Here is a 14,604-nt window from a genome sequence, read left to right as displayed (position 1 = left end):
GCCCGCCCGGCCTGTGGATGAACTCGGCTCTGGGGACAGCGGGATAGCATGACCGCCAATGAACGGTCGAGCCCCGATGATCGCCGGCGCCGCGTTCGCGGTGCTGTACGCCACGGCCGTCGTCGTCCTCCACGCGCTGCCCGGCGCCGACCCCGGTGTCACCCGCGTGCAGGCTCTCCTGCTGACCTTCGCCGCGCTGGCGCTCGTGGTGGTGCTGGCCTTCGCCCGGGACCGGCTCAGCGGACCGCCCGCCCACCTGTTCACGATCGGCTCGACCCTGCTGGTGGCCGAACTCTGCATCGCCGTCTGGTTCCTCGGCGGACTCTCGCTGCGGCCCGGCCAGACCGCGGTCGCCACCGCACGCGCCATCGAGGACGTCGGCGTGATGTGGCTTCCCGTGGCCACGATCGCCAACATCGTGGTGGCCGCACCGATCCTGCTGTACGCCAACGAGGGCCGGCTGCCGCGGTGGCTCGGCATCCTCGCCGCCGTCTTCGCGGTGGAACAGCTGATCGAGACCATCACGGTGATCGGTCCGCCCGGCAGCTTCATCTCCCCCGGCGGCCCCATGAACCACTACGTCGGTGGCCTGCTGTCGGTGCTGTTCGTCGCCGGACTCGGTGTCGCGCTCGGCATCCCGACCGCCGGGGAATCCACCGCGACCCCCGAGGACACCGACGAGGCGAGTGGCGAGGCCGGTGACGGGGCCAGAGACGCCGACGACGCCCGAGAACCCGTAGGAGAGTGATGGCGCTTCCCCGCCTGGTACCGCAGTCGAGCGGCGACCATTCGAGCACCGACGGACTGCGCGCCGAGGTTCGAGGTTTCCTCGCCGAGCAACGCGCCGCGGGCACCTTCCACCCCTCGGTCGATGTGTGGCTGTCCGGCTGGGACGAGGCGTTCACCGCGGCGTTGGCCGCCCGCGGCTGGCTCGGCATGACGGTGCCTGTGGAGTACGGCGGGCCGGGACGGTCGTTCCTCGAACGTTTCGTGGTGACCGAGGAACTCCTGGCCGCGGGCGCTCCGGTGGCTGCTCACTGGATCGCCGACAGGCAGATCGTGCCATCACTGCTCAAGTACGGCACCGAGCGACAGAGGGCTCATTTCCTCCCGAGAATCGTTGCCGGCGAATGCTTTTTCGGCATCGGCATGAGCGAGCCGGATTCCGGCTCGGACCTGGCCAGTGTGCGGACCCGCGCGCAGCGGGTCGAGGGCGGCTGGCGGCTCACCGGCACGAAGGTGTGGACCTCCGGTGCGCATCTGGCCCACGCGTTCATCGCGCTGGTACGCACCGCACCCGTGGATCCCGCCCACCGGCACGCGGGACTGAGCCAGTTCATCGTGGACCTGCGCGGCGAGGGGGTGCAGATCCGGCCCATCACGTCGATGAACGGCGCCCACCACTTCAACGAGGTGATCCTGGACGACACATTCGTGCCCGACGACATGGTGTTCGGCGAGATCGGCGCCGGCTGGCAGCAGGTCACCTCGGAGCTGGCCTTCGAGCGCAGCGGACCCGAACGGGTGCTCTCGACGTTCATACTCCTCGACGCGATGGCTCGGGCGATGAGCGACGGCGAGCTCCCGCGCGATGCCGAGCTGGGCAGACTCGTGGGCCGTGTCGCCGGCCTTCATCAGATGTCCTCCGCGGTGGCCGGCGCGTTGCAGCGCGGCGAGCCGGCGGACGTGCCCGCCGCCGTCGTCAAGGTCCTTGGCACCACCACCGAAGGCGATATCGCCGAATACGGTCATCTGGCAACCGAACACGGTGCGAGCATCGCCGCGCTGGCCGAGGCGGCGGTGGACCAGCGACCCGGCTTCACCATCCGCGGGGGCACCAACGAGGTGTTGCGCGGCGTGATCGCCCGCGGATTGGGGTTGCGATGAGCGTGTCCGAGGTCGATGCCGCGCTGACCGCCATGATGGCGGCCGTGTTCGCCGAACACGGCGACGACAGGGATCTGTGGGATCGCCTCGACGCTCTGGGCCTGATCCGGCTCACCGGTTCGGAGGATTCCGGCGGCAGCGGCGCCGGATGGGCCGAGGCCGCCGAGCTGCTGTCCGCCGCGGTACGCCATGCCGCGCGAATCCCGGTGGCCGAGCACGATCTTCTGGCCTGCTGGCTCCTCGACGCCGCGGGTGTCCCCGCCGACTCCCGGCCACGCACCGTGGCACTGCTCGACTCCCGAGGCCGCGCAGACGGGGTACCGTGGGCGTCCCGCGCACGGCGGATCGTGCTGGTGTGGCAGCAGGACGACGGCTACCGGGTCGCCGACGTCGACGCCACCGATGTCTCGATCACGCCGGGCGCCAACATGATCGGCGAACCTCGCGACACCGTCGCCGTCGACATCGCGGCGGTGTCCGGCGTCGCGGTCGCCGGGGAACTCGTCGATACGCTGCGCCTCAAGGGCGCCCTGGTGCGCGCCGTACAGATCTGCGCGGCACTGGACAGCGCGCTCGAATCGTGCGTCGACCACGCGACCACCCGCATCCAGTTCGGCCGCCCGCTCGCGAAGTTCCAGGCCGTCCAGAACCTCGTCTCCGACATCGCGTGCGAGGCCGCGCTGGCCCGCTCGGCCACGGAGGCAGCCCTGTCGGTCGCCACGGCCACCGACTGGGCGGCCCCGCAGTTGGAATTCCTTGTGGCAGCAGCCCGTTCGTGCGCCGGACACGCGTCCTCCGTGGTGGTCCGCAACGCCCACCAGGTACACGGCGCGATCGGCACCACGATCGAGCACCGACTGCACCACTTCACGCGGGCGGCACTGGCGTGGCGTTCGGAATTCGGCTCGACGAGGCACTGGGATCAGCGGCTGGCCGACATGGCGGTGCAGGCCGCCCCACACGGGCTGTGGTCGTTGATCAGCCCCTGACGATCACCGAGCTGGGTTCGCGCGGTGCGCCCAGCACGTCGCGGTGCGACGGAGGAACCCGGCCCCCGGCATCGGTGATCCCGTACTCGCGCGCCACCTCTGCGCCGATCACGGCCCGGCCGCTGCGCTGGGAGAGTTGCGGATCGCCGAACATCGCGTCGATGAGATGCCCGGTGAATTCCGGTGTTTCGGCATGGGAGGCGAAGCCCTCGAGTGCGGCGGGATTGCCGTCGAACATGCGGCGCATGCGCTCGGTGAGCAGGATGCCCATCCAGATCGACACCGTCGCCACGCCGGTGCCGGCGAAGTCGACCGCCATGTCGGCGGCCATCTTGTCGGTGCCCGCCTTCTGCGCTCCATAGGCGGGGCCGTGCATGTAGCACACCGCTCCGGGAGAAGACGTGAACGCGATGAGCGCGCGGTCTCGCTCGATGAGCAGCGGGGCGGCGTACCAGGCGGCGACGTAGGAGGATCGCAAGCCGACGTCGAGGACGTCGGCCAGCGCTCTCGGCCTGCGCCAGAACGGATCCGGGCCCACCAGGTCGTCGGAGATCGCGGCCGCGTTGTTGACCAGGAGGTCGAGCCGTCCCTCGTCGCGCGCCAGCCGGTCGAAGAACTCGCCGACGGCGTCGTCGTCACGGTGATCGAGTTGCACGCCGACACCCCAGTGCGGGGCGGGATCGACACCGCGGCCGGTTCCGTACACCCGCCAGCCGTGAGCGGCCAGCGCCGAGGCGATGCCGTGCCCGGCTCCCCGGCTGGCACCTGTCACCACGGCGACCCGCGTCGACTCACCCATGCGGCAACTCTAGAGGCGGTAGGTTGACGCCATGTCAGATGCCATGTCGATGGACAAGCCCCTGCGGGTCATCCAGTGGACCACCGGGAACATCGGCCGCCGGTCTCTGCACGCGATCATCGGGCGCGACGACATGGAGCTCGTCGGCGTCTACGCCCACGGCGCGGACAAGGTGGGCGTGGATGCCGCCGAGTTGGCCGGCTGGCCCGAGCCGACCGGGATCGCAGCGACGAACGACATCGAGGCGCTGATCGCGCTGCGTCCCGACGCCTGCTGCTACAACCCGCTGTGGCCGAGCGTCGACGAGTTGGTGCGGCTGCTCGAAGCCGGTGTGAACGTCTGCTCGTCGGCAGCCTGGATCACCGGGGGCAAGCAGTCACCAGAAGACCTCGAACGTATCCGAAACGCCTGCGCGAGCGGCAATTCCACGATCTTCGGCAGCGGTGCACATCCGGGGATGTCGAATCTGGTCGGCATGGTGCTCAGCGGCGCATGCGAGCGGGTCGACGAGATCCGGATCACCGAGTCGGTGGACTGCTCGACCTACGAATCCGCCGGCACACAGACCGCGATGGGCTTCGGCCGGCACCCCGACACCCCCGGTCTGGCCGAGAGTGTGCGCCGCGAGAGCGAGGTGTTCGCCGAGTCGGCCGCCATGATGGCCGACGCCATCGGCGCGACGCTGGACCGGATGACCTTCGACGTGACGTTCACCGCCGCCACCGGAGACAGCGACCTGGGGTTCATGACGATCCCCGAGGGCACCGTGGGCGCCGTGATGGGATACCACCGCGGCTGGGTCGGTGAACGCAACGTGGTCAGCGTCGGCTTCAACTGGATCATGGGCAGCCACGTCACACCCCCGAAGCCTCTGGAGCACGGGCATGTGGTGCAGGTGTTCGGGGTGCCCAACATGCGCACCGTCGTGCACTGTCTGCCGCCGAGGGACTGGACCGAGCCCGGCTTCATGGGCCTGGGCATGATCTACACCGCGCTGCCGGTGACCAACGCGGTGCCCGCAGTGGTGGCGGCGCCGCCGGGCATCGTGACGCTGGCCGACCTGCCGCCGATCACAGGCCGGTTCGCGGGCTGACCTCGGACACCTGCACGGCCACCCCGACCGCTCCCCCGCCGACATGGACCGACAGCACCGGACCCATGTCCTCGACGGTCAACGACGACAACTGCGGCAGCCGCTGGGTCAGCGCCGCGCCGAGTCGGTCGGCGGCATCGTGATTGTCGACGTGGTGCACCACCACGTCCGCCGGCCCCGTGGCGACGATGTCGGCGACGCGATCCACCAGCGCGGCGTGCGCCTTGCTGACGGTGCGGATGCGCTGATCGAGCACGAGCCGGCCGTCCATGTCCAGTTTCAGCAGCGGCTTGAGCGACAACGCGGTGCCCAGCCACGACGACGCGGTACCGATACGTCCGCTGCGGCGCAGGTTGTCCAGCCGGTGCACCACGAGGAAAACCCGGGTGCGGTCGCGGGCCCCGCGGGCCGCCTCGGCGACCGCGTCGAGATCGCCGCCGCGGGCCGCGCAGCGCGCCGCCTCCCGCGCGATGAACCCGGTGCCCATCGCCGCCGAGCGCGAATTCACCACGCGCACAGACGCGCCGAACTCGCGCGCGGCAGTGACGGCAGCGCTGTAGGTGCTCGACAGAGCCGCCGAGAGATGCACGGCCACCACACCGTCGCCGTCGCTGTCGGCCAGCGCACGGCGATAGTGCTCGGCCAATTCCGTCGGTGCGGCGCCCGCCGTCGTGACCTTGGGCCGGTCGTGAAGATCATGCGGGACGTCGTCGACGCCGTCGCGCAGATCGGCACCGTCGACGAGCACGTGCAACGGCACCTCACGGATGCCACGCCGTGCCGCCTCGTCGCCCAGGCGAGCCGAGGAGTCGCTGACCACCACCACGGCCATGGTCAGGTGCGCGAATCCGGGATCGGGACACCGGCTTCAGCGAGCCCTTTGAGCATCATGTCGGCGACCGCCCGGTGCGCCTCGAAGTTCCAGTGGATACCGTCGGGATTGCCGCGGCCGCTGTAGATCTCGTCTGCGACGGCGGCTTTCAGGTCGACCAGTGGGACCGCGTGCTCCTGCGCCCAGCGGGTGAGCGCGGCGACCGTGCCGGCCCGGCCGTGGTGCGCTTTGCCGTAGGACGCCGCGGTGTGCACCGACGGCAGCGACGCCACCACCGGTATCCCGGGCCGGTTGAAATCGATGGCGGCGCGCGTCATCTCGAGGTATTCGACGGTCAGATGCGGCGGTAGCGCCGGCCGCGCGATCGGCGAGAGCCGCGGCTGCAGCCAGCTGTAGCCGTCGCGCACCCAGCGTCGCAGCCGCGGCGGCCGGGCGTAGCGGATCAATTCCCGCAGCGCGGTGGGCAGCACCGATGGCAGCGAGTCCATACCCGACGTCGCAAAGACCACGGCGCCGGCGCGGGGAAGCGCCGCCCACGACCGCGGATCCTGCGTCGCCGCCCACCACACGTCGCGGCTGGTCCAGCCTATCCGCCCGATGACCTCGACATCCCAGTCGAGCTGCGCGGCAACGAGATTCGGCCAGATCCGTGGGTCATCGGCGGGCAGGCCGCCGGTCGGGCCGTAGTAGGACAGGGAGTCGCAGAAGACGAGCAGCGTGCGACGGCCGGCGTCAGAGGACATCGCCTGCGACCTGCGCCGAGGCGTTCCACACGTCGAGGCGCCAGCGGATGTCGGCCAGGCTCGCCGGATCGCCGTCGCGGCGGGTGTGCCCGGCCAACTGCACCCAGCTGGCGTTGCCCAGCCCGCCGAGGACGGGCCAGTTGTCGACGGGCAGGTCGAGCAGCGCCGCGGTCAGCGCGGCGATCAACCCGCCGTGCGCCACGAGCACCACGGGCCGGTCGGCGGCATCGGCACCCCACTCCGGCTGGCCGGCCACCAGTTCGCGCACCAGCGGCAGGCTGCGGTCGGCGACGTCGACCCGGCTCTCCCCGCCGTGGGGGGCCCAGCGCGCGTCGTCGCGCCACGCCAGCCGGGCCCCGGGGGCGACCTCGTCGACCTCGAGGTGGGTCATCCCCTGCCAGTCACCCAGGTGTGTCTCCCGCAGCCGGGTGTCCAGCGACACCTGCTGACCGCACCGGTCACCCAGCGCCACCGCGGTGTCGAGGGCCCGGCGCAGGTCCGACGAGACGATCAGCAGCGGCTGACGTTTGGCGAGCGCTTCGGCTGCGACCACGGCCTGCTCACGGCCGAGATCCGACAGGTCGGTGTCCAGCTGACCCTGCATGCGGCTGCCGGCGTTGTACTCCGTCTGTCCGTGCCGCAGCATGACCAGCTTGCGCACCGTCACGCGTCGTCTCCGGACAGCTCCACCGGCACCAGCGGGCAGTCGCGCCACAACCGGTCCAGGGCATAGAAGTTCCGTTCGTCCTGGTGCTGGATGTGCACCACCACGTCGACGTAGTCGAGCAGGGTCCAGCGGCCCTCCCGGGTGCCTTCGCGGCGCGCGGGCTTGTACCCGGCCTGCCGCATCTCCTCCTCGACCTCGTCGACGATCGCGTTGACCTGGCGTTCGTTGGACGCCGAGGCGATGACGAAGCAGTCGGTGATGACGAGCTGCTCGGACACGTCGATGACGACGACGTCGTCGGCGAGCTTGGCCGCCGCCGCACGCGCGGCGGTCTCGGCCATGTGGATGGCTTCAGGTGTGGCGGTCAGGGGCGGTCTCCTTCACATGGGGTTGGTAGAGATGCCGTTTGGCGACGTACTGCACGACACCATCGGGCACCAGGTACCAGATCGGCCGCGAGGCTTCGGCACGCTCACGGCAGTCGGTCGACGAGATGGCCAGCGCCGGCACCTCCACCAGATGCAGGGCATCGTCGGGCAGTTCGGCCATGGCGGCGGAGATGTGTTTGCCGTCCAGCTCGTAGCCCGGCCTGCTCACCCCGACGAAACGCGCGATCGAGAACATCTCTTCCCAGTTCTGCCAGGACAAGATCGACGCCAGTGCGTCGGCACCGGTGATGAAGTACAGGTCGGCGTCGGGGTTGAGCGCGTGCAGATCCCGCAGGGTGTCCTTGGTGTAGGTGGGGCCGCCGCGGTCGATGTCGACCCGACTGACCGAGAACATCGGGTTCGACGCGGTGGCCACGACCGTCATCAGGTAGCGGTCCTCGGCGGGGGTGACGGTTCTACTGCGCTTCTGCCACGGCTGGCCGGTGGGTACGAACACCACCTCGTCGAGGCTGAACAGGTTGGCCACCTCGCTGGCGGCGACGAGGTGGCCGTGGTGGATGGGGTCGAAGGTTCCACCCATCACCCCGAGCCGCCGTCGCGTTTGCACGAATAGCGAGCTTACGGGACCGAAACGCAGGCCTCAGACCGATGAGAGCCGGTGGGCGCCCAACTCCTCGGAGACCTCGAAGGCCGCGCGATCGGCGCGGTACACGTCGCGCGCGTACTCCACGCATCGGCCGGAGGTGTCGCGGGTGCTGCGAGTCAGCAGGGTGCCCGCCGATCCGGCGCGCACGCCCAGCTGCATGCTCGACGCGTCGTCGAGCACGATCGACTCGAGCACCGCGGTGGACCGCGCCAGGTCGATCCCGTAGCGCGAGCGCAGCAGTGCCCACAGCGACCCGTCGTCCGGCTCGTCGAGGATTCCGGGAGTGAGGTCGGCGGGCAGGTACGTGGTTTCCAGCGCGAACGGCACGTCGTCGACGCTGCGCAGCCGGTAGAACACGTGCACTGCGGCGCCGTCGGGCAGGTCCAGCGCGCGCCCGACCGCGGGCTTGGCGGTCTGGTGTTCGGCCCACAGCAGCTTCGCCGCCGGCCGCCGCCCCATCCGTGCCACCTCTTCGGAGAAGCTACCGACGTGGAAGCGGACGCGCGGTTCGGCGACGAAGGTGCCGCGTGGCGGCTTCCGGTAGACCGCTCCTTCGCTCTCCAGCAGTGAGAGCGCCTGACGCGCGGTCATCCGGCTGACGCCGTGCTGTTCGGCGAGTTCACGTTCGGACGGCAGCAGGGTGTGCGGACCCAATTGCTCGGTGGCTATCCGGTCGCGGACGTCCGCGGCGATCGACATGTACAGCGGCGTGCCCGAGGCCATCCCGTCAGATTAGTCCTGCGAGCTGGGCTTCGACCGGTGTGACGGCGGGGTAAAAAGTCGGTTTCCGGATTGACGGGCGTCACAAGTGACCTTCATACTTTGGTTCAACCACATGGTCTATACCATCAATCGAACGGCCAGGAGGCTCCCGTGACCCGCCCTGACTCCCGCGACTCGGCCGAGCTCGCTCAGTTCGGCTACACCCAATCCCTGGAGCGGCGTACCGGCAGGTTCGCCTCGTTCGCCGTCGCCTTCGCGTTCGTCTCGATCGCCACGGGCATCTTCACCACCTACGGGGCGGTGTTGAACAGCTCCGGCCCCGTCGGGATCTGGACCTGGCCGATCGCGGTCGTCGGGCAGCTGGCCGTGGCATTCGTGCTGGGCGCGCTGGCCTCCCGCATCCCGGTCACCGGCTACCACTACCAGTGGATGTCGCGGCTGGCGAACCCCACCCTGGGCTGGATCATCGGCTGGATCTCGTTCACGTTCCTCGCGATCGTGGTGGTCGCGGTCGACTACACGATCGCCTCGACGATCCTGCCCGTGCTGCTCAGCTATGACAGCACCCCGACGATCGCCTGGGTGATGACCGCCGGTGTCCTGATCCTGCAGGCCCTGCTGGTGGCGCTGTCCACCCCGTGGGCCGAGCGGGTGAACAACAGCCTGGTGACGCTGGAGCTGATCGGGATGGCGCTGTTGACGGTGCTGCTGCTCGTGGTCGGCGCGGTGCGCGGCGATATCGATGTCGCGAACCTCGTCAGCAAGGGTGCGGTGGCGACGGAGGGATTCTGGAGCTTCGGCGACTGGACATCGGCCGGACCGTGGATGCTGGGCTTCCTGCTGGGCGCGTTCACGATCGTCGGTTTCGAATCCGCCGCCAACCTCGCCGAGGAGACCCACGATCCGGAGCGCGTGGTGCCACGCGCCATGTGCAATGCGGTGCTGGCCTCCGGTGTGCTCGGCTTCGTGTTCCTCATCGCGGTCACGCTCGCCGCCGGCGATCCCGTCGCACTGGCCGAATCGGGCACCCCGATCGCCGACGTCATCAAGAACACCCTGGGCTCGGTGGTGGCGACACTGCTGCTGCTCATGGTCGTGCTCGCGATCTTCGCGTGCGGTTTGGTCATCATGATCACCGGCGTCCGATTGACCTGGGCGATGTCCCGCGACCGCCGCTTCCCCGGCTGGCAACAGTGGAACCAGATCTCGCCCCGCTTCCACACCCCGTTCAAGGCGACCCTGCTGTACTTCGCGCTCGCACAGCTGATCCTCGCGATATTCGCCCACTCCGAGACCGCGCTGTTCACCCTCTTCAGCGCCGCGACACTCCTGCCTGCTGTGATGTACGCCTCGACGGTGGTGTTGTACTTGGTCAAGCGCTCGTCGCTTCCCCGTAACGGCAAGTTCGATCTCGGAAAGTGGGAGATGCCGATCCTGGTGGTGGCAGTCGTCTGGCTGGCCTTCGAGCTGGCCCTGTTCCGCGACGCCGCCTTCGAGCAGGCGTGGGCCTACGTCCTGGTGATGGTCGCGATCGGCGCGGCCTACCTCGTCTATCTGTTGATCCGACACGGTCGTGCGGGGCTGACGATGCCCGACATGGCCTCCATCGACGCCGAGCTGCGGGAGTGAGCGGAGCGATCCTGGCGATCGACCAGGGCACCTCGGGCACCAAGGCCGTCGTCGTCGACGACCGCGGCCGGGTGTGCGCAACGGCCGAGGTGCCGCTGCGGCCCGACTACCTGCCCGGCGGCGGCGTCGAGCAGGACCCCGAAGCGTTGTTCGCGAGTGTCGTCACCGCCGGACGCCGCGCGCTCGCCGAGGCCGGCGTGCCCGTGGCCGCGGTGGCGCTGGCCAACCAGGGCGAGACCGTGCTCGCGTGGGACCGCGCCACCGGCGCTCCGCTCACCCCGGCGGTCGTGTGGCAGGACCGGCGCGCCGAAGCGCTGTGCGGGTCGCTGGTCGAGCACGGTGCGCGCATCGCCGAACGCACCGGCCTCGTCCTCGATCCGTACTTCTCGGCGCCGAAGATGGCGTGGATCCGGGAGAACAGGACGCGCGACGGCGTCGTCACCACCACCGACACCTGGCTGGTGCACCGGCTCTGCGGCGCGTTCGTCACCGACGCCGCGACGGCCAGCCGCTCCCTGCTGACCACGCTGGACCAGGCGGTCCGGGTCCCGGAGTGGGACGACGAGCTCGTCGCGCTGTTCGGACTCGCCGGCGAATCGATGCCCGAGATCGTGGCCTGCGATCAGACCGTCGGGCACACCGACGTGTTCGGGCCGACGCTGCCGGTCGGCGGCCTGATCGTCGACCAGCAGGCCGCCCTGCTCGCCGAGAGCTGCCTGGAGCCCGGCTCGGCGAAATGCACATACGGCACCGGGGCGTTCCTTCTCGCCCAGCTCGGCACCGAGCCGGTGCGATCCCGGTGGGGGCTGACGACGTCGGTGGCCTGGCGGCTGCACGACGAGACCGCGTTCTGCGTCGACGGCCAGGTCTACACCGCGGCATCGGCGGTCCGGTGGGCCGTGGATCTCGGTCTGGCGCCCGCGCCCGACCAGCTCGACGCCGTGTCCGCCGACACGAGCGACGGCGTGGTCTGCGTGCCCGCTCTGGCGGGGCTCGCGGCGCCGTGGTGGAACGCCGCGGCCACCGCCAGCTTCACCGGCATGACATTGTCGAGCACCCGCGGGCACCTGGTCCGGGCGCTGCTGGAGGGGGTCGCCGCGCAGGTGACCGCACTGACCGAACTCGTCTGCGCCGACCTCGGCCGGCCGCTGACCCGGCTGCGGGTCGACGGGGGCCTGACCCGGTCCGAGGTGCTGATGCAGGCCCAGGCCGATCTGGCGCAGCTCCCGGTGGAGGTCTACCCGTCACCGCACGCCACCGCGCTCGGCGCCGCGGCATGCGCCCGGCTCACCATCGATCCCGGCCTCGCCGTCAGCGACGCGATCGGCGCCTGGACCCCGCAGCGCACCTACGAACCGCGCTGGCCGGCCGAGCGCAGCACCGACTTCCTGGCGCGCTGGCGCCGCACCGTTGAGGAGACCACCCAATGACTGCCGAACATGTCTCCGACGTCGTCGTCGTCGGCGCAGGCATCGTCGGCGCGGCGATCGCCCGCGCGCTCGCCGGCACCCACCTGTCCGTCACGCTCCTCGAGGCCCGTGACGACGTCGGCGACGGCACCAGCAAGGCCAACACCGCGCTGCTGCACACCGGGTTCGACGCCACCCCCGGCACTCTGGAGTCCCGTCTCGTCGCCCGCGGCTACGACCTGCTCGGCGCCTACGCCGAAGAAACCGGAATCCCCGTCGAGCGCACCGGCGCCATGCTCGTCGCCTGGACCCAGGAAGAGGTCGACGCGCTGCCCGGCCTGATGGTCAAGGCCGAAGGCAACGGCTACCGCGACTGCGGGCTCTTGAGTGCCGACGAGGTCTATCGTCGGGTCCCCTCGCTCGGGCCCGGGGCGATGGCCGGCCTGAGCGTGCCCGGCGAGTCGATCATCTGCACGTGGACCACGAACCTCGCGCTGGCCACCGATGCGGTGGCGCGCGGCGCGACGCTGGTCCGCGGCGCGCGTGTGACGACCGTGGAGCCCGGCGCCCAGCACACCACCGTGCACACCACCCGTGGCGAGATCCGCGCCCGCTGGGTGATCAACGCCGCCGGCCTGGGCGCCGATCACCTCGACGCTCAGTTCGGATACAAGCGCCTCACCGTCACCCCGCGACGCGGTGAATTGCTGGTGTTCGACAAGCTGGCGCGGCCCATGGTGCCGGTGATCGTGCTCGCCGTCCCGTCCTCGCGCGGCAAGGGCGTTCTCGTCAGCCCCACCATCTACGGCAACGTGATGGTCGGTCCGACGTCCGAGAACCTGACCGACCGGACGGCGACCGGAACGTCGGAGAAGGGGCTGGACTTCCTGGTGTCGAAGGGCCGCGCACTGATGCCGGCGCTGTTCGAGGAGGAAATCACCGCGACGTACGCGGGCCTGCGGGCGGCGAGCAATCACGACGACTACGTGATCGACCTCGACGCGGCCGCGCGTTATGTCCTGGTCGGCGGTATCCGGTCCACCGGCCTGACCTCGGGGATGGCGGTGGCCGAGTACGTCTGCGGTCTGCTCGCCGAGGCGGGGGTCGACGTCTCCGAGCGGGAGGGTCTGCCGCCTCCGCCGCGGATGCCGAACATCGGCGAGACCGGCGTGCGGCCCTATCAGGACGGGCAGCGCATCGCCGCCGACCCCGACTACGGCCGGCTGGTCTGCTTCTGCGAACGCGTGAGCGTCGGTGAGATCCGAGACGCATTCCAATCTTCCATTCCCCCAGCCGATCTCGATGGTCTGCGGCGCCGCACCCGGGTGATGAACGGGCGATGCCAGGGCTTCTACTGCGGCGCGCACACCGCCGAGCTGCTGGCCGAGGGAGTGGCGAGATGAGCCGGGTCGCGATCATCGGCGGCGGACCCGCCGGGCTGACCGCGGCCGCCGCGCTGGCGCCCCGCGTCGAGGGCGAGGTGCTCGTGCTCGATCGGGAACGCCACACCGGTGGAATCCCCCGCCACAGTGACCATCTCGGCTACGGCATGCGGGATCTGCACCGGTTCGTCTCGGGACCCGCCTACGCGCGGCGGCTGACCGCGATGGCGGTTGAGGCGGGCGCGACGCTGGAGACCGAGGCGATGGTCACCGGCTGGGCGGGCGAGCGCACGCTCCAGATCACCTCGCCGCGCGGGGTGCGGACCGTCACCGCCGACGCCGTGATCCTCGCGACGGGTGCGCGGGAACGGCCCCGCCCCGCACGGCTGATCCCCGGCGACCGGCCCGACGGTGTGTACACCACGGGACAGCTGCAGAATCTCGTGCACCTGCACCACGGCCACGTCGGCACCCGGGCCGTCATCGTCGGCGCCGAACTGGTCAGCTGGTCAGCGGTGCTGACGCTACGGGAGGCGGGCTGTGCGACCGTTGCCATGATCAGCCGATATCCACGCGCCGAGGCGTACGCCGCGTTCCGCCTTCCGGGCCGGGCGCTGATGTCAGGTCCGGTGCTGAGCAGCAGCCGGGTGGTGGCCGTCAACGGCAAAGGCAGGGTCCAATCGGTCACCGTCGAGCGCAACGGCGCCCGCCGCGACATCGCTTGCGACACCGTCGTTTTCACCGGCGATTGGATTCCCGATCACGAGCTGGCCCGCACCGGCGGGCTGGACATGGACCCGGCGACCCGCGGGCCCGTCGTCGACGCCGCGTTGCGCACCAGCCGGCCCGGCGTCTTCGCGGTCGGCAACCTGCTGCACCCGGTGGACACGGCCGACGGCGCCGCGCTAGACGGTCGCCACGTCGCCGCGGCAGTCGAGCATTGGCTCCACACCGGCGGCACGGCGGAACCGGTGTACAGCGCGGCGCACATCCGGGCGCAGGCGCCGTTGACGTGGGTTGCGCCGCAGCGGGTGTCGACGGTCGGCGGCAGCGCGCCGCGAGGTGATCTACTGCTGTGGACCGACGAATACCGCCGGCTGCCCGCGCTGCGCGCAGTACAGGACGGGCGCGTCGTCGGCACTGCCCGCACGCTGTGGCCGGCGGCGCCCGGTCGGGTGTACCGGGCACCGTGGTCGCTGGTCGCGGGGGCGGACCCCAAGGGCGGCGACGTCACCGTCTCCCTCTCCTGACTTCTGCCGCGAGTGTGCGGTTTCATCCGCAACACGCGCCTTGAGTTCAAGGGGTCGATGCAACAGTTGGCGGTTTGGACAGTAGTTGGTTAAGGGCTTCGGCTGGGGTTTTCCAGTCGAGGGTTTTGCGGGGTCGGCCGTTGAGTTCGGCGGCGACGTTGTCGAG

At 70.4% G+C, this 14,604-nt stretch carries 15 protein-coding genes; 8 read left to right on the top strand and 7 right to left on the bottom strand.

What is annotated here, in order from left to right:
* Positions 1-58 precede the first annotated feature (58 nt).
* The 3 genes from MHN84_RS19695 to MHN84_RS19685 are packed head-to-tail and all read left to right on the top strand — an operon-like array spanning position 59 to position 2,876.
* Positions 59-748, top strand: coding sequence for a hypothetical protein (locus tag MHN84_RS19695; RefSeq protein WP_241206192.1), 690 nt, complete (start codon positions 59-61; stop codon positions 746-748).
* Positions 748-1,887 carry an acyl-CoA dehydrogenase family protein gene (locus MHN84_RS19690; RefSeq protein WP_241206191.1) on the top strand — a complete coding sequence of 380 codons (1,140 nt, stop codon included), beginning with the start codon at positions 748-750 and terminating at the stop codon, positions 1,885-1,887. Before MHN84_RS19695 ends, MHN84_RS19690 begins: the two co-directional genes overlap by 1 nt.
* Positions 1,884-2,876 (top strand): acyl-CoA dehydrogenase family protein, encoded by a 993-nt coding sequence (locus MHN84_RS19685; RefSeq protein ID WP_241206190.1) that lies wholly within the window; start codon positions 1,884-1,886, stop codon positions 2,874-2,876. The genes MHN84_RS19690 and MHN84_RS19685 overlap by 4 nt, the downstream gene beginning before the upstream one ends.
* Here MHN84_RS19685 and MHN84_RS19680 read toward each other — a convergent pair.
* Positions 2,866-3,675: an SDR family NAD(P)-dependent oxidoreductase gene (locus tag MHN84_RS19680; protein ID WP_241206189.1), complete on the bottom strand. Its 810-nt coding sequence runs from the start codon at positions 3,673-3,675 to the stop codon at positions 2,866-2,868. The two genes, MHN84_RS19685 and MHN84_RS19680, sit on opposite strands and share 11 nt — an antisense overlap.
* 49 nt (positions 3,676-3,724) lie before the next feature.
* On the opposite strand from MHN84_RS19680, the gene MHN84_RS19675 reads away from it, so the two are divergent.
* Positions 3,725-4,768 carry a dihydrodipicolinate reductase gene (locus MHN84_RS19675; RefSeq protein ID WP_374238394.1) on the top strand — a complete coding sequence of 348 codons (1,044 nt, stop codon included), beginning with the start codon at positions 3,725-3,727 and terminating at the stop codon, positions 4,766-4,768.
* Here the strand turns inward: MHN84_RS19675 and MHN84_RS19670 are convergent.
* From MHN84_RS19670 to MHN84_RS19645, 6 genes are read right to left on the bottom strand one after another with little or no spacing between them, the layout of a single operon-like run.
* Complete coding sequence (locus MHN84_RS19670; RefSeq protein ID WP_241206188.1) at positions 4,746-5,600, bottom strand: DegV family protein; 855 nt, start codon at positions 5,598-5,600, stop codon at positions 4,746-4,748. The two genes, MHN84_RS19675 and MHN84_RS19670, sit on opposite strands and share 23 nt — an antisense overlap.
* 2 nt (positions 5,601-5,602) lie before the next feature.
* Entirely contained in the window at positions 5,603-6,343 is a 741-nt protein-coding gene (gene octT / locus MHN84_RS19665; RefSeq protein WP_241206187.1) for a diglucosylglycerate octanoyltransferase, read from the bottom strand.
* Complete coding sequence (gpgP, locus tag MHN84_RS19660) at positions 6,333-7,010, bottom strand: glucosyl-3-phosphoglycerate phosphatase (protein WP_241206186.1); 678 nt, start codon at positions 7,008-7,010, stop codon at positions 6,333-6,335. The genes octT and gpgP overlap by 11 nt, the downstream gene beginning before the upstream one ends.
* Positions 7,007-7,378: a ribosome silencing factor gene (rsfS, locus tag MHN84_RS19655; RefSeq protein WP_241206334.1), complete on the bottom strand. Its 372-nt coding sequence runs from the start codon at positions 7,376-7,378 to the stop codon at positions 7,007-7,009. Before rsfS ends, gpgP begins: the two co-directional genes overlap by 4 nt.
* On the bottom strand, positions 7,362-8,006 hold the full coding sequence (nadD, locus tag MHN84_RS19650) for a nicotinate-nucleotide adenylyltransferase (protein WP_308192965.1): 645 nt from the start codon (positions 8,004-8,006) through the stop codon (positions 7,362-7,364). The genes rsfS and nadD overlap by 17 nt, the downstream gene beginning before the upstream one ends.
* Before the next feature lie 33 nt (positions 8,007-8,039).
* The gene (locus MHN84_RS19645) at positions 8,040-8,768 is read right to left on the bottom strand and encodes a GntR family transcriptional regulator (RefSeq protein ID WP_241206185.1); all 729 of its coding nucleotides are present in this window, start codon (positions 8,766-8,768) and stop codon (positions 8,040-8,042) included.
* Between the two features lie 150 nt (positions 8,769-8,918).
* Between MHN84_RS19645 and MHN84_RS19640 the strand changes: the two genes are divergently transcribed.
* Genes MHN84_RS19640 through MHN84_RS19625 form a run of 4 tightly spaced genes read left to right on the top strand, consistent with a single transcriptional unit; the run spans position 8,919 to position 14,438 of the window.
* Positions 8,919-10,397: an amino acid permease gene (locus MHN84_RS19640; RefSeq protein WP_241206184.1), complete on the top strand. Its 1,479-nt coding sequence runs from the start codon at positions 8,919-8,921 to the stop codon at positions 10,395-10,397.
* Entirely contained in the window at positions 10,394-11,827 is a 1,434-nt protein-coding gene (locus MHN84_RS19635) for an FGGY family carbohydrate kinase (protein WP_241206183.1), read from the top strand. Before MHN84_RS19640 ends, MHN84_RS19635 begins: the two co-directional genes overlap by 4 nt.
* Positions 11,824-13,209: an NAD(P)/FAD-dependent oxidoreductase gene (locus MHN84_RS19630; RefSeq protein ID WP_241206182.1), complete on the top strand. Its 1,386-nt coding sequence runs from the start codon at positions 11,824-11,826 to the stop codon at positions 13,207-13,209. Before MHN84_RS19635 ends, MHN84_RS19630 begins: the two co-directional genes overlap by 4 nt.
* The gene (locus tag MHN84_RS19625; RefSeq protein WP_241206181.1) at positions 13,206-14,438 is read left to right on the top strand and encodes an NAD(P)/FAD-dependent oxidoreductase; all 1,233 of its coding nucleotides are present in this window, start codon (positions 13,206-13,208) and stop codon (positions 14,436-14,438) included. The genes MHN84_RS19630 and MHN84_RS19625 overlap by 4 nt, the downstream gene beginning before the upstream one ends.
* Positions 14,439-14,604 lie beyond the last annotated feature (166 nt).

Source organism: Mycobacterium sp. PSTR-4-N (genome assembly GCF_022348085.1).
Classification (GTDB): Bacteria; Actinomycetota; Actinomycetes; order Mycobacteriales; family Mycobacteriaceae; genus Mycobacterium.
The sequence above is the reverse complement of the archived record's forward strand: the minus strand, read 5'-3'. Positions and strand labels throughout refer to the sequence as shown.